General features: G+C 37.5%; 26 protein-coding genes. 21 read left to right on the forward strand and 5 right to left on the reverse strand.

What is annotated here, in order from left to right; translation table 11 throughout:
* Positions 1-7: 7 nt before the first annotated feature.
* Positions 8-118, reverse strand: coding sequence for a DUF4044 domain-containing protein (locus tag IGL86_RS03625; protein WP_002383399.1), 111 nt, complete (start codon positions 116-118; stop codon positions 8-10).
* Positions 119-185: 67 nt separating this feature from the next.
* Complete coding sequence (locus IGL86_RS03630) at positions 186-1,151, reverse strand: magnesium transporter CorA family protein (RefSeq protein WP_002387038.1); 966 nt, start codon at positions 1,149-1,151, stop codon at positions 186-188.
* A gap of 244 nt (positions 1,152-1,395) precedes the next feature.
* On the opposite strand from IGL86_RS03630, the gene IGL86_RS03635 reads away from it, so the two are divergent.
* From IGL86_RS03635 to IGL86_RS03725, 19 genes are all read left to right on the forward strand, one after another.
* Complete coding sequence (locus IGL86_RS03635) at positions 1,396-1,788, forward strand: DUF3397 domain-containing protein (RefSeq protein WP_002383401.1); 393 nt, start codon at positions 1,396-1,398, stop codon at positions 1,786-1,788.
* A gap of 233 nt (positions 1,789-2,021) precedes the next feature.
* Positions 2,022-2,507, forward strand: a complete 486-nt coding sequence (gene mraZ / locus IGL86_RS03640; RefSeq protein ID WP_002383402.1) for a division/cell wall cluster transcriptional repressor MraZ — start codon at positions 2,022-2,024, stop codon at positions 2,505-2,507.
* 14 nt (positions 2,508-2,521) lie between these two features.
* Complete coding sequence (gene rsmH / locus IGL86_RS03645; RefSeq protein ID WP_033625637.1) at positions 2,522-3,478, forward strand: 16S rRNA (cytosine(1402)-N(4))-methyltransferase RsmH; 957 nt, start codon at positions 2,522-2,524, stop codon at positions 3,476-3,478.
* 16 nt (positions 3,479-3,494) lie between these two features.
* Positions 3,495-3,902 (forward strand): cell division protein FtsL, encoded by a 408-nt coding sequence (gene ftsL, locus IGL86_RS03650; RefSeq protein WP_002358883.1) that lies wholly within the window; start codon positions 3,495-3,497, stop codon positions 3,900-3,902.
* A complete protein-coding gene (locus IGL86_RS03655) occupies positions 3,902-6,130 on the forward strand; it encodes a penicillin-binding protein (RefSeq protein ID WP_002383404.1) in 2,229 nt (742 codons plus the stop codon). The genes ftsL and IGL86_RS03655 overlap by 1 nt, the downstream gene beginning before the upstream one ends.
* A gap of 27 nt (positions 6,131-6,157) precedes the next feature.
* Positions 6,158-7,123: a phospho-N-acetylmuramoyl-pentapeptide-transferase gene (gene mraY / locus IGL86_RS03660; RefSeq protein WP_033625636.1), complete on the forward strand. Its 966-nt coding sequence runs from the start codon at positions 6,158-6,160 to the stop codon at positions 7,121-7,123.
* A gap of 22 nt (positions 7,124-7,145) precedes the next feature.
* Positions 7,146-8,516 (forward strand): UDP-N-acetylmuramoyl-L-alanine--D-glutamate ligase, encoded by a 1,371-nt coding sequence (murD, locus tag IGL86_RS03665; protein WP_033625635.1) that lies wholly within the window; start codon positions 7,146-7,148, stop codon positions 8,514-8,516.
* Positions 8,517-8,520: 4 nt separating this feature from the next.
* The gene (gene murG / locus IGL86_RS03670; protein ID WP_002355896.1) at positions 8,521-9,612 is read left to right on the forward strand and encodes an undecaprenyldiphospho-muramoylpentapeptide beta-N-acetylglucosaminyltransferase; all 1,092 of its coding nucleotides are present in this window, start codon (positions 8,521-8,523) and stop codon (positions 9,610-9,612) included.
* 8 nt (positions 9,613-9,620) lie between these two features.
* Positions 9,621-10,745, forward strand: a complete 1,125-nt coding sequence (locus IGL86_RS03675; protein WP_002355897.1) for a cell division protein FtsQ/DivIB — start codon at positions 9,621-9,623, stop codon at positions 10,743-10,745.
* A gap of 173 nt (positions 10,746-10,918) precedes the next feature.
* Complete coding sequence (gene ftsA, locus IGL86_RS03680) at positions 10,919-12,241, forward strand: cell division protein FtsA (RefSeq protein ID WP_002355898.1); 1,323 nt, start codon at positions 10,919-10,921, stop codon at positions 12,239-12,241.
* 26 nt (positions 12,242-12,267) lie between these two features.
* Positions 12,268-13,500, forward strand: coding sequence for a cell division protein FtsZ (ftsZ, locus tag IGL86_RS03685; protein ID WP_002355899.1), 1,233 nt, complete (start codon positions 12,268-12,270; stop codon positions 13,498-13,500).
* Positions 13,501-13,516: 16 nt separating this feature from the next.
* The gene (locus IGL86_RS03690) at positions 13,517-14,194 is read left to right on the forward strand and encodes a YggS family pyridoxal phosphate-dependent enzyme (protein ID WP_002358890.1); all 678 of its coding nucleotides are present in this window, start codon (positions 13,517-13,519) and stop codon (positions 14,192-14,194) included.
* A 13-nt stretch (positions 14,195-14,207) separates the two neighbouring features.
* Positions 14,208-14,852 carry a cell division protein SepF gene (locus IGL86_RS03695; RefSeq protein ID WP_002358891.1) on the forward strand — a complete coding sequence of 215 codons (645 nt, stop codon included), beginning with the start codon at positions 14,208-14,210 and terminating at the stop codon, positions 14,850-14,852.
* Positions 14,853-14,880: 28 nt separating this feature from the next.
* Entirely contained in the window at positions 14,881-15,138 is a 258-nt protein-coding gene (locus IGL86_RS03700) for a YggT family protein (RefSeq protein ID WP_193363166.1), read from the forward strand.
* Positions 15,139-15,164: 26 nt separating this feature from the next.
* Positions 15,165-15,947 (forward strand): RNA-binding protein, encoded by a 783-nt coding sequence (locus tag IGL86_RS03705; RefSeq protein ID WP_002355903.1) that lies wholly within the window; start codon positions 15,165-15,167, stop codon positions 15,945-15,947.
* A 151-nt stretch (positions 15,948-16,098) separates the two neighbouring features.
* Positions 16,099-16,800: a cell division protein DivIVA gene (divIVA, locus tag IGL86_RS03710; RefSeq protein WP_002355904.1), complete on the forward strand. Its 702-nt coding sequence runs from the start codon at positions 16,099-16,101 to the stop codon at positions 16,798-16,800.
* 310 nt (positions 16,801-17,110) lie between these two features.
* Entirely contained in the window at positions 17,111-19,891 is a 2,781-nt protein-coding gene (gene ileS, locus IGL86_RS03715) for an isoleucine--tRNA ligase (RefSeq protein ID WP_002387984.1), read from the forward strand.
* A 318-nt stretch (positions 19,892-20,209) separates the two neighbouring features.
* Entirely contained in the window at positions 20,210-20,689 is a 480-nt protein-coding gene (locus IGL86_RS03720) for an LMxysn_1693 family intestinal colonization protein (RefSeq protein WP_025192108.1), read from the forward strand.
* Positions 20,690-20,906: 217 nt separating this feature from the next.
* Entirely contained in the window at positions 20,907-21,317 is a 411-nt protein-coding gene (locus IGL86_RS03725) for a CPBP family intramembrane glutamic endopeptidase (protein ID WP_224800302.1), read from the forward strand.
* 45 nt (positions 21,318-21,362) lie between these two features.
* Here IGL86_RS03725 and zwf read toward each other — a convergent pair whose 3' ends face one another.
* The 3 genes from zwf to IGL86_RS03740 form a co-directional block, all read right to left on the reverse strand.
* Complete coding sequence (zwf, locus tag IGL86_RS03730) at positions 21,363-22,886, reverse strand: glucose-6-phosphate dehydrogenase (RefSeq protein ID WP_033625352.1); 1,524 nt, start codon at positions 22,884-22,886, stop codon at positions 21,363-21,365.
* Complete coding sequence (locus tag IGL86_RS03735) at positions 22,886-23,554, reverse strand: metal-dependent transcriptional regulator (protein ID WP_002358896.1); 669 nt, start codon at positions 23,552-23,554, stop codon at positions 22,886-22,888. Before IGL86_RS03735 ends, zwf begins: the two co-directional genes overlap by 1 nt.
* Before the next feature lie 170 nt (positions 23,555-23,724).
* On the reverse strand, positions 23,725-24,093 hold the full coding sequence (locus tag IGL86_RS03740; protein ID WP_002355908.1) for a DUF4828 domain-containing protein: 369 nt from the start codon (positions 24,091-24,093) through the stop codon (positions 23,725-23,727).
* A gap of 198 nt (positions 24,094-24,291) precedes the next feature.
* Here IGL86_RS03740 and sfsA point away from each other — a divergent pair, with 198 nt between their 5' ends.
* Together sfsA and IGL86_RS03750 are read left to right on the forward strand one after the other, a co-directional pair.
* Positions 24,292-25,023 carry a DNA/RNA nuclease SfsA gene (gene sfsA, locus IGL86_RS03745; protein ID WP_002361411.1) on the forward strand — a complete coding sequence of 244 codons (732 nt, stop codon included), beginning with the start codon at positions 24,292-24,294 and terminating at the stop codon, positions 25,021-25,023.
* Positions 25,024-25,128: 105 nt separating this feature from the next.
* The gene (locus IGL86_RS03750) at positions 25,129-26,127 is read left to right on the forward strand and encodes a Gfo/Idh/MocA family protein (RefSeq protein ID WP_002355910.1); all 999 of its coding nucleotides are present in this window, start codon (positions 25,129-25,131) and stop codon (positions 26,125-26,127) included.
* Positions 26,128-26,144 lie beyond the last annotated feature (17 nt).

The following is a 26,144-nucleotide window of genomic DNA, read 5'->3' on the forward strand; positions in this document are numbered from 1 at the left end:
CTCCAGTTTAAAGACTAAGAATCGCTGTTAAAACAGTTGAACCTACAATTGCGATCAGCATTAGCCAAACCACGACTTTCGTGATTTTTGAAAAGCGACTTTGTTCTTTGTCGTTCATAAATGACACGTCCTTTTTAATTTCTGCTAATAGTGTACAACCTTTTCCTGAAAACAGCAACCTAAAGTTATAAGAGATTCTTTTTCTTTAAAATTCGAATACTAATTACGCAGATTAAGGTAGTGATAGCAAAAATAATCCAAAAAGAATATTCATGCTCTGCAAAAGGGAGTTTCACATTCATGCCGTAAATTCCTCCAATGATGGTCGGAATGGTCAGGACAATTGTTAAGGATGTTAAAATTTTCATGACATTATTTAAGTTATTTGAAACGATTGCTGAAAAAGTATTACTAATGTTATCAACTAATTTTAGTTGTATTTTAGTCGTGTTCAGTCCTTGTTCTAGTTCAATCAAAATATCCCTTAAAAATGGCAAATGTTTTTCTGGATGATTAAAAATTTCAGCGCTATATAAACGTTTTAATACTTTTAAATTATCCGTTAAAGCTGCTTCGAAATAAACTAGACTTTTTTGAATGTCCATAATCTGATACAATTGACTATTTTCTGTGGCTACTTGGAGCTCTCCTTCAAGTTTGTTGGTTTGTTGGATAAGTGCTTGTAAGTTTTTATTGAAGGAAAGGGCCATCTTCCATGAAAGGGCTAAAATTAAGGCCTTCTCAATAGAAAGATCTTGATGGGTGAACGCCTCTTTTTGAATCCCATGAACGATGTCGTTAGGCCCGTTGCTAACAGTAATTAGTTTGTTATCGATGGTTGCGATTAAAGCAATCGGCACCGTTTCTACTTGCAGATAGCCACTAGGACTGATACTAGCTTTGGGATAACGAAATAAAAGTAACGTAGGCGTTTGTAATTTTTCGTGGCGGAAGCCTTCCACTCGAGCATTTTCTTCATCATCTAAAACGCCGGTAAGATAATCTGTTGGTAAGTGGTATTGATTGACGAGACGCTCGATTTCTTCTTCTGTAGGAGATTCTACCGAAATCCAACTTAGGGCTTCATCGTCTGGTGAACAAGGTTCAAAATAGTCATTTTTCAATAATAAATAATTAATCAAAAGATTCACCCCGAATCAACATTTTTTGTTCTAAATCCATTATAATAGAAGTATGACACAATACGAGAAGAAAAGCTTATAAAAAACATTCAAAAATAAGTGGCCGCGATAGGTGAGGCCTCGTTTTGAAAATGGTTTGATAAGTAATCCGTTTTTTATATGAAAAAGCAAGCAAAAAGGGCTTTTAGCACATATATTTAAACGAAATGAAACATCTGTGTAACGTTGATGAAGTATAGTTATAGCAGGTGGAATGAAAGGATTTGTTGAGAGAATGGTGTCGTTTTCGGCAATAATGTTATTTTGGTATATTTTTCCGGTAATTGTGCTCTTTGCGTGCAATTTTCTCGTGTCCACTTTTTCCCTAACGGAACGTTGGAAAATAAAAGCACCGGATTTGGCCATTCCGTTTTTATTCATAGGGATCCATGAGTTATCCAAAGATAGTTATGATGAATCGATTATGCCGTATTTTGTGATTTCTATTTTGTTATTAGGAGTCGCTGTTGCCCTGTTTCAAGCTTATTATTATGGAGAGATTTTATATAGACGATATTTCAAGATGTTTTGGCGGTTGACGTTTTTACTAACGTTTGTGTTGTATGTGTTGCTTATCTTGCTAAATATCAGTCATTATCTACTGTAATAAAGCGTGGAGACAATAGGGGAAATACGCTGTGGGAAAATGTCCCCCACAACTCCCCACTCCGTGGGGTTTTTTTGTTATTTGTGGGGTTATTTTATAAAAAACATAGTAAAAACCTTGTTATAATAACATTTTTTGTTGGATGATGCTTGTTACATAAAACCCTGTAAATATTACAGAAATTTTAAATAACAGTTAAAAAATAGAAGTTTTTAGATTTATAGTGGTAGAAAGTGGTGGGATGTGGTAGACTTGTTCTATCAAGTGGAAAAGCGGGTGTATTGGCTATGCTTATGGGTGAATACCAACATAATATCGATGCCAAAGGCCGCCTAATCGTTCCATCAAAGTTTCGTGAGGAACTTGGTGAAAAATTTGTGGTAACGAGAGGGATGGATGGCTGTTTATTTGGTTATCCTTTAAATGAATGGTCACAACTTGAAGCAAAACTTCAAGAAATGCCCTTAGCTAAGAAAGATGCACGTACCTTTGTACGATTCTTTTATTCCGCTGCAACAGAATGTGAGATTGATAAGCAAGGTCGTATCAATATTCCGGCGAATTTACGAACACATGCCAGTTTAGAAAAAGGCTGTGTTGTTATCGGCGTCTCTAACCGAATTGAAATTTGGAGTGACGAACGTTGGCATGCATTCTCTGATGAAGCTGAAGAAAACTTTGATGAATTAGCAGAAACAATGATTGATTTTGGATTTTAGGAATGAGGCAAATGATGACTGAAGAATTTCGCCATTACACCGTTCTTTTAAAAGAAACAGTGAATGGATTACAAGTGAAGCCGGATGGCGTATACGTAGATTGCACACTCGGTGGTGCCGGACATAGTGAATACTTACTGACACAATTGAATGAGCACGGTCATTTATATGCCTTTGATCAAGACCAAAAAGCGTTGGCACATGCTAAGACTCGTTTGCAAAAATATGTAGACAAAGGTCAAGTGACCTTCATCAAATCAAATTTTAGAAATATTAAAGAAGAATTGGCAGAACACGGGGTGTTCCATGTTGATGGAATTCTATACGATCTAGGTGTTTCGTCACCACAATTAGATGAAGCAGAACGTGGTTTTAGCTATCATCAAGACGCGCCCTTAGATATGCGCATGGATCAAGACGCACCCTTGACGGCTCGCGAAGTGGTGAATACGTATAGCTATGGTGAGTTAGTAAAAATTTTCTTTCGTTATGGGGAAGAGAAATTTTCGAAACAGATTGCTCGAGAAATTGAACGTGTTCGCGAAAAGCAACCAATTGAAACAACAGGTGAACTCGTTGAGATTATTAAGACGGCGATTCCAGCTCCAGCAAGACGCAAAGGTGGACATCCTGCAAAACGAATTTTCCAAGCAATTCGCATTGCCGTTAATGATGAATTAGGGGCAGTTGAAGAGTCGCTAGAACAAGCAATTGATTTGCTAGCGAAAAATGGCAGAATCAGTGTGATTACGTTCCATTCGTTAGAAGATCGTATTGTTAAAACAATGTTTAAAGAATACAGTACGGTACAAGATTTGCCACCAGGCATTCCAGTGGTACCAGAAGAATTTCAACCAGAATTAAAAGTAATTACCAGAAAACCAATTTTACCAAGTGACAGTGAGTTATCTGAGAATAATCGTTCACGAAGTGCGAAGTTACGCATTGCCGAAAAAATAAAATCTAGTTAGAGAGAGGGGTAGACACATGGCTGAATTGAAGAAAGTAAATGATTTCCATTATGAAGCACCAGAAATGGATCAGCCAACTGTGGCAACAGAGCAAGACAGAAAAATGCAAGAGGAAACACTACCTGTCCCCACTCTATTACCCAAAAAGAAACTAAAAAATGTCTCTTTACTAGAAAAATTAATCGGTGTTGTATTAGTTTGTGCAACGATTGGTATTGCAATTGCGACAATTCAAGTAAGAACGACAATTGTCCAAACCATGAACGATATTACAGAAACACAGGCAGTCATTAAAGAAAAGGAAGATAACGCTTTGAAATTGGAACAAGAAAGAAGCGAACTTTCTAAATCAGATCGAATCAAAGATGTCGCTAAAAAACAAGGATTAGAAAATAACGGCGACAATGTTAGGACTGTTAAATAATGAGTAAAAGACATAAATTTAAACAATTCATGAAAAAGAAAAACTTAAATCCGATGAACAATCGTAAAAAAGTAGGCATCATTTTATTCGCTACGAGTATTGGATTGTTCTTTTTATTTGCCTTTAGAACGACATACATTGTGGCAACAGGCAAAGTAGCCGGTGTCTCACTAAAGGAAAAAACAGCTTCTCTATATGAAGGAAGCCAAGTGGTAAAAGCTAAGCGAGGATCAATTTTAGATCGATATGGTAATCCAATCGCAGAAGATGCTACCTCCTACTCGTTATATGTCGTATTATCAAAAAAATATACGGGACAAAATAATGAAAAGCTTTATGCGGAGAAAAAAGACTTCGATGATATTGCTGAAATTTTAGCGAAATATACCAAACTAGACAAAAAAACAGCATTGAAATACTTGAATAATGGGATCCATGAAGATGGGTCAACACAATATCAAGTGGAATTTGGTGCAGGTGGTCAAAACATTACCTTGGAAACACGGCAAAAAATTGAAGCAGATTTGAAAAAGAAAAAAATCTCAGGTGTTTATTTCAATGAACATCCAGCCAGATTATATCCCAATGGGCAGTTTGCTTCTCACTTTATTGGCTATACGAAAGCAGCCAATCCAGATGATGATAAAGAAGGCTTAGTAGGCGCAATGGGACTAGAACAGACCTATAATGATATTTTAAGCGGAACCGATGGCCGTGTATATTTTGAAAAAGATATTTATGGCAATGCCTTACCAGGAACTGTGGCGGAAGAGAAAAAAGCAGTGGATGGTCAAGATATTTATACAACGCTGGATAGTCGCTTGCAAAATACCTTAGAAGATTTAATGACGCAAGTTAATGAAAAATATGAACCAGTTTCTATGACTGCCATGTTAATGGAAGCAAAAACAGGCGAAATTGTTGCCATGTCTCAACGGCCAACATTTAATCCTGAAACGAAACAAGGGTTAGACGATAATGGCACGTGGCAGAACCTATTAGTTGAAAGTCCTTATGAACCAGGCTCAACAATCAAATTATTTACAACAGCTGCTTCTATGGAACAAGGACAGTTTAATCCTAATGAATTATTCAATCGTGTTGGTGGAATTCAAGTTGGGGATGTAACTGTGAATGACCATGACTACACTCGGTTGAACGGCAAAGAATATTTGAATTATCGTCAAGCCATTTCTTGGTCTAGTAATATTGGTATGGTAAAACTAGAACAAAAAATGGGTGATGAAAAATGGATGGAGTATTTGAAAAAATTTGGTTTTGGTACGAGCACGCATTCAGGTTTAAGTGGTGAATCTGCTGGTAAATTGCCAGGAACAAACTTTGTAGATAGAGCAATGTCGGCATTTGGTCAAGCAATTACGGTTACTAATTTCCAAATGATGAAAGGTTTCTCAGCTATTGCAAATGACGGTTCAATGTTGCAACCTCATTACATCAGCAAAATTGTTGACAAAAATACAGGAAAAGAAACGATTACGGAACCACAAATCGTAGGAACCCCAATCAAAGCGCAAACAGCTCAACAGATTCGTACGTACATGATTGATACTGTTGAAGACCCGACTTACGGGATTGCGTATGATATTTATAAAGTACCAGGCTATCATGTTGCTGCCAAAACAGGAACTGCCCAGATTTCAGATGGTAAAGGGTACGTTGATGGAGCAAGTCAAGTCTTGTCTTCTGTAGTGGAAATGGTCCCAGCGGATAATCCTGAATATGTTTTGTATATTACACTTAGACAAGCAAAATCAGGTTCGCCTTCAGAAGCAATGGCGGCAATTGCAAACCCATTAATGAAATTAGCGTTAGACATTAAAGAGACAGATCCGGAAACAACGAAAGTAGCTTCTGATAAAGTCACAGTTGCTGATTATAAAAACATGACACCAGCGGAAGCGTTGGCCAATGCCAAAGTGAACGGGGTGGATCCTGTGATTATCGGTGATGGTGAAAAAATCAAGAAACAATCAACACCGTCTGGTCAAACATTAATGCCTAATCAGAAATTGATTTTGATCACAAATGGAACGAACTATATGCCTGATTTAACCGGCTGGTCGAAGAGCGATGTTACCAAGTTTGGTGATCTATTAGGTTTGACTGTCGAGTTTAAAGGTGAAGGCTATGTGACGAAACAAAGTATCGCTGCTGAAACTGAAATTACGGAGAAAAAATTAACCGTGACTTTAGAAGGCACAGAATAATAACGTAGAATAATTAGGAGAGATAACATGGAGTGGACACAGATTTTTATTCCCATAGTGGTGAGTTTTGCCATTACAGTGAGCGTAATGCCACTATTCATTGGCTATTTTCAAATGAAAAAACAAGGGCAGGTTACTCGTGAAGATGGCCCGACTTGGCATAGCGTGAAAACAGGTACCCCTACAATGGGGGGAGTCGTTTTCCTTGTAGCCAGCTTGATTACTTCATTAGCAATGGGGTTGTTTTTCCACCAATTTACGCCGTCTCTACTAATTATTCTATTTATTTTAGTATTATACGGTTTGCTAGGTTATTTGGATGATTTCATTAAAGTCTTTAAAAAACGGAACATGGGCTTGAATTCTCGTCAAAAATTAATTGGTCAAATTTTTGGTGGGTTGGTTTTCTACTTTGTTTATCGAAGTGAAGGCTTTTCAGACACCTTAGATTTGTTTGGAATAGCAGAAGTTCCGTTAGGTATTTTTTATGGCGTGTTTATTATTTTTTGGTTAGTCGGTTTTTCTAATGCCGTGAATTTGACAGATGGGATTGATGGCTTAGTTGCTGGTTTAGGAACAATTTCATTTGGTACTTATGCAATTATTGCCTGGAAACAACAACAATTTGATGTTGTGATTATCTGCCTAAGTGTGATTGGTGGGCTGATTGGCTTTTTCCCTTATAATAGAAAACCAGCAAAAATCTTCATGGGTGATGTTGGTTCATTAGCATTAGGTGGATTGTTAGCAGCAATTTCAATTATTTTGCATCAAGAATGGACGCTACTTTTAATTGGACTTGTCTACGTTTGTGAAACAGCAAGTGTTATTTTACAAGTTGCTTCATTTAAATTATTTGGTCGACGGATTTTTAAAATGTCACCAATTCATCACCATTTTGAAATGTGTGGTTGGTCTGAATGGAAAATTGATTTTGTCTTTTGGTCTGTCGGTTTAATCTGTTCAGGAATCACATTATGGATTCTTTTCTAATCTATCAAAGGGGAAATTGACAATGAAAAAAATAACAACCTATCAAAACAAAAAAGTGTTGGTTTTAGGACTAGCTAAAAGTGGTGTCAGCGCAGCGAAACTCTTACATGAGTTAGGTGCGCTCGTTACCGTTAATGACGCAAAACAATTTGATCAAAACCCTGACGCCCAAGATTTATTAACCTTGGGTATTCGTGTTGTTACAGGAGGGCATCCAATTGAATTGTTGGATGAAGAATTTGAACTAATCGTTAAAAATCCTGGTATTCCTTACACAAACCCACTTGTGGCAGAAGCGCTAACTCGGAAAATTTCTATCATAACTGAGGTGGAATTAGCAGGTCAAATTGCCGAATGTCCAATTGTCGGCATTACGGGCACCAATGGTAAAACAACCACGACCACGATGATTGGTTTACTGCTAAACGCTGACAGAACGGCTGGTGAGGCACGTTTGGCGGGAAATATTGGTTTTCCAGCGAGTACGGTGGCTCAAGAAGCAACAGCCAAGGATGATCTTGTGATGGAACTTTCTAGTTTTCAGTTAATGGGAATTGAGACGTTTCACCCACAAATTGCAGTAATTACAAATATTTTTGAGGCACACTTGGATTATCATGGTTCGCGGAAAGAATATGTTGCTGCAAAATGGGCCATTCAAAAAAACATGACCGCAGAGGACACCTTGATTTTAAATTGGAATCAAGTAGAGCTTCAAACGTTAGCTAAAACCACAGCAGCCAACGTATTGCCTTTTTCAACGAAAGAAGCAGTAGAAGGGGCTTATCTTTTAGATGGGAAATTATATTTTAATGAAGAATATATTATGCCCGCCGATGAGCTAGGGATTCCTGGCAGTCACAATATTGAAAATGCACTCGCAGCGATTTGTGTAGCTAAATTAAAAAATGTATCGAATGCTCAGATTAGACAAACTTTGACAAACTTTTCGGGCGTTCCCCATCGAACGCAATTTGTTGGCGAAGTTCAGCAAAGACGTTTTTATAACGATTCAAAAGCAACCAATATTTTAGCTACAGAGATGGCGTTAAGTGGGTTTGACAACCAAAAGCTACTTTTACTTGCGGGTGGCTTGGATCGCGGTAACTCATTTGATGAATTGGTTCCTGCTCTGCTGGGACTCAAAGCAATTGTTTTATTTGGAGAAACCAAAGAAAAATTGGCGGAAGCTGCTAAAAAAGCGAACATTGAAACAATTTTATTTGCTGAAAATGTTCAAACGGCGGTTACCATTGCCTTTGATTATTCGGAAAAAGATGATACTATTTTACTATCACCTGCTTGCGCAAGTTGGGACCAATACCCGAATTTTGAAGTACGCGGGGAAGCCTTTATGCAAGCTGTTCAACAATTAAAAGAAAGTGAAATGTGAGAAAATGAAGATACTAGTAACTGGTGGTGGCACAGGTGGGCATATCTATCCTGCGTTATCCTTCGTCGAACACGTCAAAAAAGAAGCACCTGCAACAGAATTCTTGTATGTGGGAACAGAAAATGGTTTAGAAAGTCAAATTGTGCCAAAGGCGAAAATTCCATTTAAAACGATTAAAATTCAAGGATTCAAGCGTTCGCTAAGTCCTCAAAATTTTAAAACAATTTATTTATTTTTAACAAGCATTAATAAAGCAAAAAAAATTATTCGTGAATTTCAACCAGATGTGGTCATTGGTACAGGCGGTTATGTTTCTGGTGCAGTAGTTTATGCGGCTCACCAATTAAAAATACCGACAATTATTCATGAACAAAATAGTATCCCTGGAATGACAAATAAATTTTTAAGTCGTTATGTGGATAAAATTGCGATTTGTTTTCCGGATGTCGCTAGTTTTTTCCCGAAAGAAAAAACAATTTTAACAGGGAACCCGCGGGGACAAGAAGTCGTAACGGTGGAAAAGTCAGCTATTTTATCAGAGTTTGGCTTGGATCCAGCAAAGAAAACGGTGGTTTTATTTGGCGGAAGTCGTGGCGCCTTGAAAATTAATCAAGCGTTTGAACAGGCCTTTCCTTTGTTTGAAGAGAGAGAGTATCAAGTTTTATACGCTTCAGGAGAAAGATATTATCAGGAACTTCAAGAAAGTCTAAAGCTTTCTGAAAAGAAATTGACAAACATAAGTGTGCAACCGTATATTGATAAAATGGTTGAAGTGATGGCTAATACCGATTTAATGGTGGGACGTGCAGGAGCAACCTCAATTGCGGAGTTCACCGCATTAGGATTACCAGCAATTTTAATTCCGAGTCCTTACGTCACGAATGATCATCAAACGAAAAACGCGCAAAGCTTAGTAAAAGTTGGTGCTGTTGAAATGATTCCAGATGCAGAATTGACCGGCGCTCGTTTAGTTGCGGCAATTGATGATATTTTATTAAACAATGAAAAAAGACAACAGATGGCAACGGCGTCCAAAGGGGAAGGCATCCCAGATGCAAGTGATCGTTTGTATCAAGTTGTGAAAACGTTAGTCTGAGATAGGAGGTGTGGAAGATTAGTAACGAGAACGATATATTCAAAAAAAGAAAACCATTACCTCCAAAAAAATCGGAAGAGTCTCAACCTGAACTGACACCTTGGCAAAAACAAAACCAAGAATATTTGAAGAAGCAAGCGGAAGAAGCTGCTTCAAAAGGTGAAAACGAACAAGCAGAAGTCACCATCACTTTACAAGAACAAAGTCAAGAAGAGCCTCAACAACATCTTCCACAAGAAACAGTGGAAGAAGAGGAGCATTTTGCAGATCGTTTACCGAACGTTAAGAAAACACGGAACAAGCGCTTATATAGGCGTTTAGCCTTTATTTTAACTTGTTTAGGGACAGCCATTTTAGTGGCATTGTATTTTGTTTCGCCTCTTAGTCGATTGAGTGAAGTAACAGTTTCAGGTAACAAAAGTGTGGAGAGCCAAGCGATTATTCAGCAGTCAAAACTTGAAACGGGCAGTGGCTTATGGGAGCAGTATTCAAATAGAAATTATTTTTCTGCAAATATTCAGAAAAAGTTTCCAATTATAAAAAAGGCGAACATTAAGTTAAATGGTATTAATTCATTTAAAATTGATATTCAAGAGTATCAAATTGTCGCTCTTGCTGCGACTAAAGGCGGCTATCATCCGATTTTAGAGAATGGTAAAACTTTGGCGGAAACCACCAAAGCTGCTGAAAGTGGCAAACCAATTTTTGAGAATTTCAAAGAGGATAAATTAATCCCTGAATTAATGGCCTCTTACAACAAATTACCTCAAGAAATTAAACAAGGAATTTCAGAAATTAAATATGCACCATCAAAAACCAATAAAGACTTGATTAATGTCTATATGAATGATGGAAATCGAGTGATTGTTAATATTTCTGATTTAAGTGAAAAAATGGCTTATTATTCACAAGTAGCCGAGCAAATGGACAAACCTGGAATCGTTGATATGGAAGTCGGCATTTTTTCTTATCCGTATGAAAAAGAAAGTGAAGAAACGGGCAGTGAAGTTTCCGAAGATTCAGCGGTTGAAAATCAAGAAGTTGTGGACCCAAATGCAGGCGCAGCAACGGATGAAGCGAATAACGGTACGCCGACAAATGGAGAAAATCAAGAAGTGCAACAAGCAGAATAAGTTTTTTACAAAAATGTTTCAAAAATTAACGAACAAATTCGTATAATCTGCTTTCTAAAACCCCCATTTTTATGGTAAAATTGGAAGAAGTGAATAATACTAAAAAAGAGATAGTTAAACGGACGCCTTTGTCCGCTTAGATATTGGAATTAATAGGAGGAGGAATTCCGTTCATGGCAAAAACAGGAATGTATGTAGGCCTCGATATTGGTACAACTTCTGTCAAAGTAGTTGTCGCTGAATATATTGAAGGTCAAATGAACATCATCGGCGTTGGAAATGCAAAATCAGACGGTTTGAATCGAGGGATTGTCGTCGATATTGATCAAACAGTTCAAGCAATCCAACGGGCCGTTCGACAAGCCGAAGAAAAAGCCGGCATTCAAATTAAAAGCGTAAATGTTGGATTACCAGCGAATTTATTAGAAGTAGAAAGCTGTCAAGGAATGATAGCTGTTAGCAGTGAATCAAAAGAAATTACAGATGAGGATGTGCGCAACGTCGCATCTGCAGCTTTGGTTCGTTCAACTCCTCCTGAACGTCAAATTGTTGCAATCTTACCGCAAGACTTTACCGTCGACGGCTTTGAAGGCATCAAAGACCCACGTGGAATGCTTGGCGTTCGCATGGAGATGTTTGGCGTTGTCTATACTGGACCAAAAACAATCATCCATAACATCCGTAAATGTGTTGAAAAAGCTGGCTTAGGAATTAATGAATTAGTGATTACACCGCTTGCTTTAACGGAAACAATTTTAACAGATGGCGAAAAAGACTTTGGAACAATTGTCATTGATATGGGTGGCGGTCAAACAACGACATCTGTTATCCACGACAAACAATTGAAATTTACTCATGTTAACCAAGAAGGCGGCGAGTTCATCACGAAAGATATCTCAATCGTATTGAATACTTCTTTTAACAACGCCGAAGCCTTAAAAATTAATTATGGGGATGCTTATCCAGAAAGAACTTCAGCAAACGAAGAGTTTCCTGTTGATGTTATCGGTAAGTCAGAGCCTGTAAGAGTGGACGAACGTTACCTTTCAGAAATTATTGAAGCGCGTGTGGAACAAATTTTGAGAAAATCAAAAGAAGTTCTGGATGAAATTGATGCGTTTGAATTACCTGGAGGCGTTGTATTAACTGGTGGCGCCGCTAGTATGCCAGGTATTGTCGATTTGGCGCAAGAAATTTTTGAAGCCAACGTAAAACTATACGTACCAAATCACATGGGCTTACGTAACCCAGTCTTTGCTAATGTCATTAGCATTGTGGAATATTCAGCGCAACTAAACGATATTTATCACATTGCCAAATATGCAATCCCTGGTGAAAAATCGAAACCAGCACAATCAGTCGCTGTCCAACAAGAAGTTCGCTATGACACATATGCTGAACAGCCTCAAGAAGAATACGAAGAATTCAACGAACGTGAGTCTGGTGAAAAAGTGACAGGCAAAATCAAAGACTTCTTCTCGAACATTTTCGACTAATCACATAAACAGGAGGATACGATATCATGGAATTTTCATTAGACAATAACATTAACAACGGTGCAGTCATTAAAGTTATCGGTGTAGGTGGCGGCGGCGGAAACGCTGTAAACCGTATGATCGAAGAAAACGTTAAAGGCGTGGAATTTATCACAGCCAATACAGACGTTCAAGCATTAAAACATTCAAAAGCAGAAACAGTGATTCAATTAGGCCCTAAATACACTCGTGGTTTAGGTGCTGGTTCACAACCTGAAGTTGGCCAAAAAGCTGCAGAAGAAAGTGAACAAGTGATTTCAGAATCATTACAAGGCGCGGATATGATTTTCATTACTGCTGGTATGGGTGGCGGAACTGGTACAGGTGCTGCCCCAGTAGTTGCAAAAATCGCTAAAGAATTAGGCGCTTTAACAGTTGGTGTAGTAACTCGTCCATTTAGTTTTGAAGGTCCAAAACGTGGTCGTTTTGCCGCTGAAGGAATTGCCTTATTAAAAGAAAACGTTGATACACTATTAATTATCTCAAACAACCGCTTATTAGAAGTCGTTGACAAGAAAACGCCAATGCTTGAAGCATTTAGAGAAGCTGATAATGTATTACGTCAAGGTGTTCAAGGGATTTCAGATTTAATCACTGCACCAGGTTACGTAAACTTGGACTTTGCTGACGTGAAAACAGTGATGGAAAACCAAGGAACAGCTTTAATGGGGATTGGTGTAGCGAGCGGCGAAGAACGCGTAATTGAAGCAACGAAAAAAGCTATTTCTTCACCATTGTTAGAAACATCAATCGATGGTGCGGAACAAGTCTTATTAAACATTACTGGTGGCTTAGATATGACCTTGTTTGAAGCGCAAGATGCTTCAGATATCGTTACAAATGCTGCTTCAGGTGATGTGAACATCATCCTAGGTACATCAATCAATGAAGATTTAGGCGACGAAATTCGTGTAACAGTAATCGCTACAGGTATTGATGAATCAAAAAAGGATAGAAAACCGCACCGTCAAACAAGACAAGCGGTTCAACCAATGCAACAAACAACTCAATCTGTGGAAATGGATCAACCAAAATCACAAGAAGAAGCAAGTGCTTTTGGCGATTGGGATATTCGCAGAGAACAAAATACACGTCCAAAAGTTGATGAATCTTCATTAGAACAAGTAGACAAAAAAGAATTTGACACATTCCACCGTGAAGAACCAAATCACAATGATGACGAATTAAGTACGCCACCATTTTTCCGCAGAAAACGATAAGGAGCATCGATTAGAAATGATAGCTGAAAACTTAACAAATATTAATAATCAACTTCAGCTAGCATGCAAAAGCTCACAGCGCTCTGTTGCTGATGTGACAATGATTGGCGTCACTAAATCAGTAGGAATTGAGGAAGCAGCAGAGCTTGTTCAGCTTGGTGTCCAGAATTTAGCTGAAAACCGAGTAGATAAGTTACTAGAAAAGAAAGCTGGATTGGAAAAATTTAATGATATTCAGTGGCATTTAATTGGTAATTTACAACGTAGGAAGGTAAAATTAATTATTAATGAGATAGATTATTTTCATGCATTAGATAGTCTGAGTCTAGCCAAAGAAATTCAAAAAAGAGCAACGAAAGTTATTCGTTGTTTTGTTGAAGTGAATATAACTGGGGAAGAAAGCAAGCACGGCTTTCGTAAAGAAGACGTCTTACCTTTCATTCAAGAACTTGCTGATTTGGACAAAATTCAAATCGTCGGTCTAATGACTATGGCACCTTTTGGGGCAAGTGAAGAAGTATTACATGCAACATTTAGAGAATTAAAAGAGCTGCAAATGACCGTAAATGAGAAACATTTATCTTTTGCTCCTTGTACAGAACTTAGCATGGGAATGAGTAACGATTTCCCAATCGCAGTTGAAGAAGGTGCAACTTTTATACGAATCGGAACAGCGTTATTCAGAGATGCGTAAAGGAGAGGAATTTATGTCAATTTTTAACAAGGATGCGTTATCGAGCTTTTTTGGCTTATCTGGCGAAGAAGATGATTATTATGATAACTACGAAGAATATGAAGAGCGCAAAGCAGTTAATGAACCACCGCGTCGTGCAGCTCGGCCTAAACCACAACGCCCTGTTCAACAACAGGAAAGTTACAATCAGCCAGCTTATACACAACAAAGTGAGCCTGTAGTTGAAAAACCTTCTGCACGCTATCGTTCTGCTGAAGCGCATCAAGAAAGAGACACACAACAAGCTGCTTACACAGAGAAAAAAGTGGTTTCTATGCGTAGTTCTAATCAATCAGCGACTACGAACACAAGACGAGCACAAGAAAGCACCGCCAATGCAAAAACACATAAAATTACTATTATTGAACCACGTGTGTATTCAGAAGCAATGAGCATTGCGAAACATTTATTTGCTGAAGAAGCTGTGCTAGTTAATTTTACATTAGTAGAAGAAGACCAAGCACGACGCATCGTTGATTTCTTAACTGGTACTGTGTATGCTTTAGACGGAGATATTCAGCGCGTTGGCAATGAAATCTTCTTATGCACACCAGCGAATATGGAAATTGATAGTGCGACAGCACAATCTTTAGCCAACAAACAATTCTTTGATTTCTAAGCCTTAGGGAGGTGTTATTATCGCAACACTGATTACTCTAATATACAAAGGCGTTCAAATCTATTCAGGATTACTAGTGATTTACGCGCTACTTTCATGGTTTCCAGGAGCATATGATTCTGCTTTCGGGCGTTTGCTCTCTAGAATTTGTGAACCATACTTAAGTTTGTTTGACCGTTTGAATTTAAGGATTGGAATGGTTGGATTTAACGTAATGGTAGGGATTATTGTCCTTAACCTAGCAGCGGGTGGCTTAGCAGTCATTTTACGAGCTATTGTTTATTAATAACTTTTAGAAAGGATGATTTATCTATGAACGCAAATGTGTATCAACATTTCCGCAAAGATGAACATCCTTTTATTGACACTGTCGGGGATTGGCTAGAGCAAGTGGAGATGCAATACGCGCCTTATTTGACAGACTTTCTTGATCCTAGACAGGCGTATATTTTGGAAACGTTGATTCGACAAAACAGTGATTTATCGTTTACTTTTTATGGTGGTTATGAGCAAGCAGAACGAAAACGCTGCTTGATTTATCCAGCGTATTACATACCAGAAGAGACAGATTTTGGTGTTGTATTATTTGAAATTATTTATCCATCTAAATTTGCGACATTATCTCATGGGAAAATTTTAGGCACCTTGATGAATGTTGGGGTTCGTAGGGAAGCCTTTGGAGATATTATTTCCGATGGTGATAAGTGGCAGGTTTTTATAGCACAAGAAGTAGCTGGCTTCGTTGTTAACCAAGTCGACAAAATTGGTAAAATTACTGTTCGTTTAGAAGAGCGTGATTATACACAAATTTTGATACCGAAGGATGGTTGGCAAGAAGAGCGAACGACTATGAGCTCTTTGCGGCTGGATAGTGTGATTTCCGCCGTATTTAATATTTCAAGGCAACGATCAAAACAATTGATCGAATCTGGTAAAGTAAAAGTCAATTGGACAGAAACGACACGACCAGATTTTGCTTTAGACTTATTAGATATTGTTTCGATACGAGGATTTGGGCGCCTTCAGATTCAAGAATTAGAAGGAAAAACAAAGAAAGAAAAATTTCGTGTCCTCTTAGGGGTATTGAGAAAATAATCTCGAACTTTTGTTTAAGAAAACCATTTTGGCTGTTCATTCAGACGAAGTTGTGTATAATAAAAAAAGTAAGATATTTGCTATTTCAGGATTAGTATGAGAATGTGTTCATAAGGGGTTTTACAAAAATAATCCAAAGAGGTGAAGGAATATGGCATTAACTCCATTAGATATTCAAAACAAAGACTTCTCAACAAAAATGAGAGGCTATAACCAAGACGATGTAGATGACTTTTTAGATCAAGTCACACGTGATTATGAAGATGCATTACAAAAAAATCGTGAACTTGAGAAATCATTAAAACACGCAGAAGAAAAATTACAATACTTCAATGAATTGAAAGATGCATTGAACCAATCAATTATTGTTGCACAAGATACCGCTGATAAAGTGAAATCAAGTGCCAATAAAGAATCAGAAATGATTATCACTTCGGCAGATAACCAAGCCAAAGAAACCTTGGTAGAAGCTGAACGTAAATCAAATGCAATGATTGCAGATGCTGAAGCGAAATCAACACAAATCTTAGCAGAAGCAATTGAACGTGCCCGTCAATTAGCTGGGGAAACAGAAGACTTGAAGAAGAAAACACGTGTCTTCCATCAACGCTTAAGCTTAATGCTTGAAACTCAATTAGAGCAAGTAAAGAGTGAAGAGTGGGAAGAGATTTTAAAGCCTTTTTCTAGTTATGTCGGAGACAAACATACAGCAGTTAAGGAAATTCTTGATGAACAAGACCTTGACAACGAAAATGAAACTGTTGTAAACTCTGAAGAGAACACAGATGCTGTAGTAGAAAAAAAGCCTGTAATTGAAGTCACTGAAGAAACAATTGAAGAAGAATCAAAATAGATAGAACAGAACGTTTAATGTTTATTCTTAGCAGCGAGTCAATGATAGTGAAAGTTTGACAGACACTGGCATTAAACAGATCCTCTATCCTAGATGTAGTTCTGAACACTTGAGTAGGAACTGCCGGATAATTACCGTTATCAATTTCAGAGAAAGTAGGGGCAACTCTACTTTGAATTTGGGTGGTAACACGAGTACTTCGTCCCTTGGGATGGAGTACTCTTTTTTTATCTACTTTTATCAGCTATCGTTCATCTTTAGTATGAACTAACACAATTAAATCGATAAAATGAAAGCGAGGCAAATGCATATGAAAATGAAAGAAACATTGCAATTAGGAAAAACAGCTTTTCCAATGCGTGGGAACTTGCCAAACCGTGAAGCAGAATGGCAAAAAGACTGGGAAGAAAAAGGCTTATATGAACAACGTCAAAAATTAAACGAAGGAAAACCAACCTTTGTTTTACATGATGGCCCTCCGTATGCAAACGGAAATATTCATTTAGGACATTCTTTGAATAAAATCAGTAAAGATATTATTATTCGTTCAAAATCAATGTCTGGTTTCCGTTCTCCTTATGTGCCTGGTTGGGATACCCATGGTTTACCAATTGAGCAAGTGTTAACCAATAAAGGGGTTAAACGTAAAGAAATGACTGTCGCTGAGTATCGCGAAAAATGTAAAGAGTATGCCTTATCACAAGTCGATAAACAACGTAACGATTTTAAACGTTTAGGTGTGTCAGGCGATTGGGAACATCCATACATTACGTTAGATCCAGAGTATGAAGCAGCAGAAATTCGTGTTTTTGGTAAGATGGCAGAAAAAGGCTATATTTATAAAGGCTTAAAACCAATTTATTGGTCTCCTTCAAGTGAATCTTCTTTAGCAGAAGCAGAAATTGAATACAAAGATGTAAAATCACCTTCTATTTACGTAGCTTTTAATGTGGCCGATGGTAAAGGTCTTTTAGATAACGAGACAGCCTTCGTCATCTGGACGACAACCCCTTGGACATTACCAGCCAACTTAGGTATTTCAGTTAATCCTGATTTTACGTATGTTGAAGTGAAGGCAGACGGTCGTAAATTTGTAATTGCTAAAGATTTATTAGCAACAGTTAAAGAAGCGGTTGGTTGGGAAGAAGTAGAAGTCTTGCGAGAATTTTCTGGTGAAAAATTAGATCGTATGACAGCTCAACATCCATTCTATGATCGAACATCACTTGTTATGCTAGGCGACCACGTGACGCTAGATGCTGGGACTGGCTTAGTTCATACCGCACCAGGGCATGGTGAAGATGACTATATCGTTAGCCGTAAATATGATTTGCCTGTTATTTCTCCTGTTGACAGTCGTGGGGTCTTTACAGATGAAGCACCTGGTTTTGAAGGAATTTTCTATGACAAAGCGAATCCAATGATTACTGAGTTATTAGAAGAAAAAGGCGCGTTATTAAAATTAGATTTCTTTACGCATAGTTATCCACATGATTGGCGTACCAAAAAACCAGTTATCTACCGTGCAACGCCACAATGGTTTGCTTCAATCTCTAAATTCCGTCAAGATATTTTAGATGAAGTTGAGAAAGTTGACTGGCTAATTCCTTGGGGAAAAACACGTTTATATAATATGATTCGTGACCGTGGTGATTGGGTAATCTCTCGCCAAAGAGCGTGGGGTGTACCATTACCGATCTTCTATGCTGAAAATGGAGAAGCCATCATTACGCCAGAAACAATTGAACATGTAGCGAATTTATTTGCAGAACATGGATCAAATATCTGGTTTATGCGTGAAGCAAAAGAGTTACTACCAGCAGGCTTTACACATCCAGGTTCACCAAATGGCGAGTTTACCAAAGAAACAGATATCATGGACGTTTGGTTTGACTCAGGTTCTTCACATGAAGGAGTTTTACGAGAAAGAGAAGAGTTAACTTTCCCAGCAGATATGTATTTAGAAGGTTCTGACCAATATCGTGGTTGGTTTAACTCAAGTATTACAACAAGTGTTGCTATCAATGGGGTAGCGCCTTATAAATCAATCATTTCTCAAGGGATGGTTCTCGATGGCGAAGGCCGTAAGATGAGTAAATCGTTAGGCAATACTATCTTACCTGAAAAAGTTATCAATCAAATGGGGGCAGATATCTTACGCTTGTGGGTAAGTAGTGTTGACGCGGAAGCCGATGTGCGTGTCTCAATGGATATCTTAAACCAAGTATCTGAAGTGTACCGGAAAATCCGTAATACTATGCGTTTCTTGTTAGCGAATACGAGTGATTTTAATCCAGCTGAGCATACTGTAGCTTATGCTGATTTACGTTCTGTAGATAAATACATGACGGTTCGTTTAAATCAAGTCATTCAAGAAATCCGTGAAAATGGTTATGAAAAATATAATTTCATGCATATTTATCGGACAGTTATGAACTTCTTAACTGTAGATTTATCTTCTTTCTATTTAGACTTTGCGAAAGATGTCGTTTATATTGAAGCTGAAAACGATTATCAACGTCGTTGTATGCAGACTGTTTTCTATCAAACATTGGTTTCATTAACAAAATTATTGACACCAATTATTCCACATACAGCGGAAGAAATTTGGAGTTTCTTACAAGAAGAAGAAGAGTATGTGCAATTAGCTGAATTCCCAGGTTACGAAACGTTTACTAATGAAGAAGAATTGATGGATACATGGGCAGCCTTTATGGATTTCCGTGACAATGTCTTAAAAGCGTTGGAAGAAGCTCGTCATTCTAAATTAATCGGTAAATCGTTAGAAGCCAAAGTGACCGTTTATCCAAATGAACAAATTCGTCAATTAATGACAGCTGTTGATGCAGATATTGCTCAATTACTAATTGTTTCCGACTTTGAAGTATCAAAAGAAGTAGCACCTAGTGAAGCTGTTCAATTTGAAGACATGGCTATTTTAGTTGAAAAAGCAGAAGGCGAAACGTGTGACCGTTGTCGTTCCGTTCGTCAAGATGTCGGCTCAGATGAAAAATTACCAACACTTTGTGGCCGTTGTGCACACATTGTTGAAGAAAATTATCCAGAAGCGGTTGCTGAAGGATTCGAATAAACAAGAAAAAAAGAGTGGTACATGTTATGTAGTGACCCCAAAAAGTTAGACTTTTTATGAGGTCGGGACAGAAGTGTTTAACTCCGAGAAATAAGAAGAAACTTCCGAAAATTGTTCTTTAATTTTTGGAGAATTTCGGCTTATTTCCGAAGGAGTTGCTTCTGTTCCCGCCGTTTATAAGTTTTTGAGCGTGGAGCAAAAATCCAAAGTGATTTTTGTCCCACGTTCATTTTTTATGCAGTTTTAAAATCAGAATATTCTAAATATTCTTGACAATGTTTCGCTTCTAAATTATAATTAGGTAACCTAAAAAGGAGTGTGATTATTTTGAAAAAATTAGTTTTTGGGATTGTTATGTTTGGTTTTGTTGGAGTATTGTCGAGTCAAAATGTACATGCAGCGGAGGAATCTATTAATAGTGATGGAAATGTTCAAGTAAATTCTGAATTTGAGATAGAAGATGATGAGTATTATTATGTTTTTGACAGCGGGAATGAAGTACCCTCGTTAGCCAGAACATGGTCTCAAGCAACAAGTTGGAGTATTGTAAGAGGTACTAGAACTTATCTTGGCACTGAAACTCATAAACGGGGAATAACGCTTAGTGCAACTGTTCCTGTAGGTCCTGTGAGTGTTAAAGCAGAAGCTACTTATTCGGCTAGTGGCAAGTTTAGAAAATATAGACAATATGCAAGAATTACAGTGAGGTATAATGTTTATAGAAAGGTCGATAATCGATATGTAGCCACTAGAACAGCAGTAGCTAATACATCTTACATTTCATATGTAGCTATTTAATTTAACTATGCAACTAAAATATAAAAAAATCAGTTATCTTTTTTTCTTCAGTTATTTTAGTTTTATTCTACCAAGATTAGGGACTCCATTCTTTTACTTAGTAGATAATCAATACCAAGTATATCAAAGTTGTGTTTACTTGTTGGTAGCTGGATTCTTTTTTTATAGAGAACTCTTAAATCAGCTACGACTAATTAATAAAAAAAGATTGTTTTGTTTGATTATTGTTTACCTAATTGGTGAGGGCATGATTTATCTTGGCTTAAATAGTACATTGAATCATTCATTATCCAAAATCTGTTTTGATGAATGGATTCCTTCGTTTTCTAGGGCTTTTGAAGTACTTATCTTTGCACCAATCATAGAAGAACTAGTCTATAGATATTGTTTGATTCCGCCAAAAAAAGGTTTTCTTAAGTATCTTATGATTGTCATCAGTAGTTTTGTCTTTGCATATATGCATGCAGAAGTCAATGGAATCGATGGTCAACTTATTTTGTTATTACCTTATTTTAGTGCAGGGATTTTATATGGTGTCTTATATGGCTATTATCAAAATATTTGGTATTCCATTAGTGCTCATTTTACTTGGAATCTAATGGTTATATTGCTCACTTATTTACACTAAAAAAAGATCTACTAGTCGTTAACTAGCGGATCTTTTTTGGCTTATTTATTGATCAAGTTGACCGCGGTCACGGTACCAGTTATCTGGTTGCCATTCCCAAGTAAAGCCATCTTTTTCTAATAAGTCGAAGGCAGCTTGCGGACCCATTGTGCCAGCGGCATAATTAGGGAAAGAAACGTCTGTTTTATCCCAAGCATGTCGAATAATGTCAACAATGCGCCAAGATTGGGCAACTTCGTCCCAATGAGAGAAGTTTGTACTATCGCCATTTAGGCAGTCTAATAGAAGTTTTTCGTATGCTTCTGGACTATTTTCAGTCATTTCAGCACTTTGACGGAAATCAAGTTTCACTGGAGTTGTATTGAACCCTTGACCGATTTCTTTTCCATTTAAGGTTAATGAAAATCCTTCAGTTGGTTGGATATAGATAGTTAAAACATTCGGTGGTAAATCGGTTTTATCGCATTCTTCACACGTATCATCTTTAAAGACATTAATAGGTACTTGTTTAAAGACGATGTTAATGCGTGTACCTTTTTCAGTTAATCGTTTACCTGTGCGAACATAGAAAGGGACGCCAGACCAACGGAAATTATCAATTAAAAATTTACCAGCAACAAAAGTTTCAGTGGATGAAGTTTCTGCCACATTCGGTTCATCACGATAGGCTGCAAATGTTTGATCAGCTAGCTGACCTTCGCCGTATTGGCCACGCACGAAATTTTGAAGGGCTTCTTCTTCAGAATAAAGGCGGATGGCACGTAAAGCTTTTACTTTTTCAGTCCGAATTTCTTTTTCAGAAAAGGCAACAGGAGGCTCCATCGAAAGCAATGCAACGACTTGTAAAATATGATTTTGAACCATATCTTTTAGTGCGCCACTGTGGTCGTAATAGCCGCCACGATCCTCGACACTTAAGCTTTCAGCGAAGGTGATTTGGACATTATCAATGTAACGATTGTTCCATTGTGATTCAAAAATATTATTGGCAAAACGAATGGCTGAAATATTTTGGATCATTTCTTTGCCTAAGTAATGGTCAATTCGGAAAATATCTTGTTCAGGAAATGCAGCACGAATTTCTTCATTTAATTCGTAGGCAGATTCATAATCAGAACCAAATGGCTTTTCGATAATTAGACGATCAAAGCCTTCTTCCGAAATAATATGTTGTGATTTCAAGTGATTAACAATGGTTCCAAAGAATTGAGGGGCCATAGCTAAATAGTAAACATGATTGCCTTCTAAGTGGTATTGTTCATTTAGGCGATCAGATAATTCTTTTAAGGTATTATAATGTTCCGTATCATTCACATTATGTGATTGGTAATAGAAATGACTAGAAAATTCAATTGCCTCTTCGGCCGTAGGATTTAAGTCTTGAATGGTTTCACGAACGATTTCACGATAGTATTCGTCTGTCCATTCCCGACGTGCGGTACCAATCACCGCAAAACGCTCAGCTAATAATCCTTTTTTATATAAGCGGAACAGGGAAGGATACAATTTGCGTTTGGCAAGATCACCTGTCCCCCCGAAAATAGTAAATAATGCTACTTTTTCATTCATTAGTTTTCCTCACTTTCTCTAATCAACGGCTCAACAAAAATTGTGTTTGCTGCTTTAAAGCTGACGGATAGCTCTTTGTTTTCATTATAAATGGTGATCGGTCCTTCATATGCAGCAATTTCTTTAATCGTATATTCTTCTTGAATATTTAAATCAATGGAAACTAAATAATCCAGTAATTCTTTTTCGTCTAAGACACGTGCAATCCGAATTTTTGTGCCAACAGGGTAGTCTGTTAACGTTTGGCGTTTCTCCTCATGAATGGGTTGATTATCTTCGGGAATAACACCACCGTGTGGACAAAATTCTGGATGATTTAAATAATCCGCTAAACGGTTCACAAGCGTCTGTGAAGTAACATGTTCTAAAACTTCTGCCTCTTCGTGCACATCATTCCAAGTGTAATTTAAGTGCTCTACTAAAAAGACTTCCCAGATTCGGTGTTTGCGAATTAACGTACTCGCTTTTTTTAAGCCTTTTTCAGTTAATTGTACCCCTTGATAAGGAGAATGCTCAACCAAATCTTCTTTTACTAACTTTGAAATCATCTCACTAACCGAAGCTGCCGAAACATCGAGTCCAGAAACAATTTGTTTATTATTCACTTTAACTTCGTCGCCACCTAATTCAAAAATTAATTTTAAATAGTCTTCGCGATTTGGTGTCATAGGGGCTCATCCTTTCAAAAAAACATCATCCTAAGTTTATCAGAAAAAGGCGCATTTGACTATTTAATAATATTCAAGTTGTAAGAAAACTTTCTGAATGCTTTTGCAAGGGATGTAAAAAATAAATCACCCACCGCACATACTTCGTTTTATGTGTCGTGGGTGATTTATTAATTGTAAATGGCCCGTTCTAGTGTGTAGGTTTCGTCGTCGGCTTCATCGTAAAGCGTCGCAGGGACACCATTTTCACATTGAATGATTAAATGGTAACCTAACTTGTCTAAGATAACTAAGCGTTTAGGGGTTAATTCAACAAGCAAGGCATGCGTTTGTTTGCCATCAATGAAAACATTGAAAGATGAGGTGATTTCTAAGGTGTGTTGCGTGGCTTTCTTCACGTCCACAAACCACCAATGCCCAGTATAGTTGTGTTGAAGCTCCTGTGGGGAAGGGAGCTGTTTATTTTTTTTCCAGAGGATAGAGCCTGCTAATCCAGTAAGTAAAGATGCACCAACCAAGAAAGTCCAATGTTTTTTCAAAGAAATTCCTCCTAACCTTCATTTTCATTTATTCGTCTTCGTTACCTTTATTATATAGAACTTGTCTAAAATATTCGACTAAATCGCTGAGAATTGACAAATATTTAATGATTGACACAAGATAGTAAAATTGTTGGTTTTGGTCTATACTTTTCCTTGTTTTTTTATGGTATAGTGTGTAAGAAAGGAAGTCTGTGTATGAAGTACCCGAATGTCCAACTTGCTTATTTTATCGAACGACCCAATCGGTTTATTGCACACTGTCGTTTAATGGAAACGAATGAAGAAGTGGTCACACATGTCAAAAATACTGGCAGAGGGAAAGAAGTTTTTTTACCAGGTGCTGTTGTGGCGCTTAGTTATCAACCATCGCCTAAAAGAAAAACAGATTATGATTTGATTGCAGTAAAAAAAGGTTCTTTTTGGATTAATATTGATAGTCAAGTACCGAATACATTAGTCAATGAAGCGCTAAAAAATGGTCAAATTGTGCTTCCTGGTTTAGTTGGTACGATCCAAACTGTTAAACGTGAGCAACGATTTGCACATTCAAAATTTGATTTTCTAGTGGAAACGGATGCGGACGAACAAGCTTTTGTCGAAGTGAAAGGCATGACTTTAGAAAATAAAGGCATCGGTGCTTTTCCTGACGCGCCAACACTTCGTGGCTTGAAGCATGTCACTGAACTAATGGCTGCAACTAAAGCGGGTTACCGCTGTTACATTTTGTTTGTGGTCCAATTTGAAGAAATTAAGCAAGCAACGATTCACCAAGAGATGCAACCTGCCTTTGCTGAAAATGTGGGTGCTGCAATTGATCAAGGTGTGCAAGTCCTTGCTTACAATTGCCACGTAACACCAGCAACGATTGAACTTAAGTCACAGGTAACCTTTGATTTATTACAGGCATTTGATGATCCTAATAAATAACTTGAAGAACTCCTAGCGCTTTAAGTCAGGGTAATTACGTGACTTTTGTACGAGAGATTACTATTATAAAGAGAGTAAATAAACAAAAAATGGAGGTTTTTGATTATGATACATTTAGGCGTAATTGGTACCAATTGGATTAGTCATCAATTTGTTGCAGCAGCTTTAGAAACGGGTGCGTACGATTTAACGGCTGTTTATTCTCGGAAACTAGCAACGGCACAAGAATTTGGTTCTCGCTATGGGGATGTGGAATATGCAATTGATTTAGAGACGTTTTTTGGTATTGCACATATGGATACGGTTTATATTGCCTCACCAAATTCATTACATTTTGAACAAGCGAAACAAGCAATTTTAGCGAAAAAAAATGTAATTGTTGAAAAACCAGCTTTTTCAACACCTGATGAGATGGCAGAAATTATTGAATTAGCGAATAAAAATCGTGTGTATTTCTTTGAAGCAGCCCGTAATATTCATGAGCAAAGTTTCCAAAAAATTGCTGAATTATTGCCATTAAAAAACCAAATTTTAGGTGCGAATTTTACGTATATGAAATATTCTTCTCGCTATGATCAAGTATTAGAAGGCAAAGAGCCAAATATTTTTTCTCCTCATTTTTCTGGGGGAGCCTTAGCAGATTTAGGCGTTTATTTAGTTTATGCAGCCTTGGGCTGGTTTGGTGTACCAAACGAAAGCCATTATTTTGCTAGTAAAATTGCGACAGGTGTCGATGGCTTAGGAACAATTATTTTACGATATGATCAGTTTGACGTGACGTTAAACACTGGGAAAATTAGTGATTCTTTTGCGCCATCCGAAATTTACTTTGAAAACGGGACCTTGATTTTAGATAGTGTCAATGCTATTTCTTCGGCTGAGTACCATGATCGCGCACATGAAGAACGTGATGTCTTAGATATTCAAGTAGCCGATAATCCAATGATTGAAGAAGCCCGTGATTTTGCAGCAGTTTTAAATAACCCAACAGATAAGTATTGGGGCACCAAGTATGAAGAATGGGTTGAGCTTGCTCGAAATGTCAATAAAGTAGTCACTGATTTACGTCATAGTGCCGGCATTATTTTTGATGCTGATAAATAAGAATTAAGCGATAGGAA

Source organism: Enterococcus sp. DIV0774 (assembly GCF_050539095.1).
Lineage (GTDB): Bacteria > Bacillota > Bacilli > Lactobacillales > Enterococcaceae > Enterococcus > Enterococcus faecalis.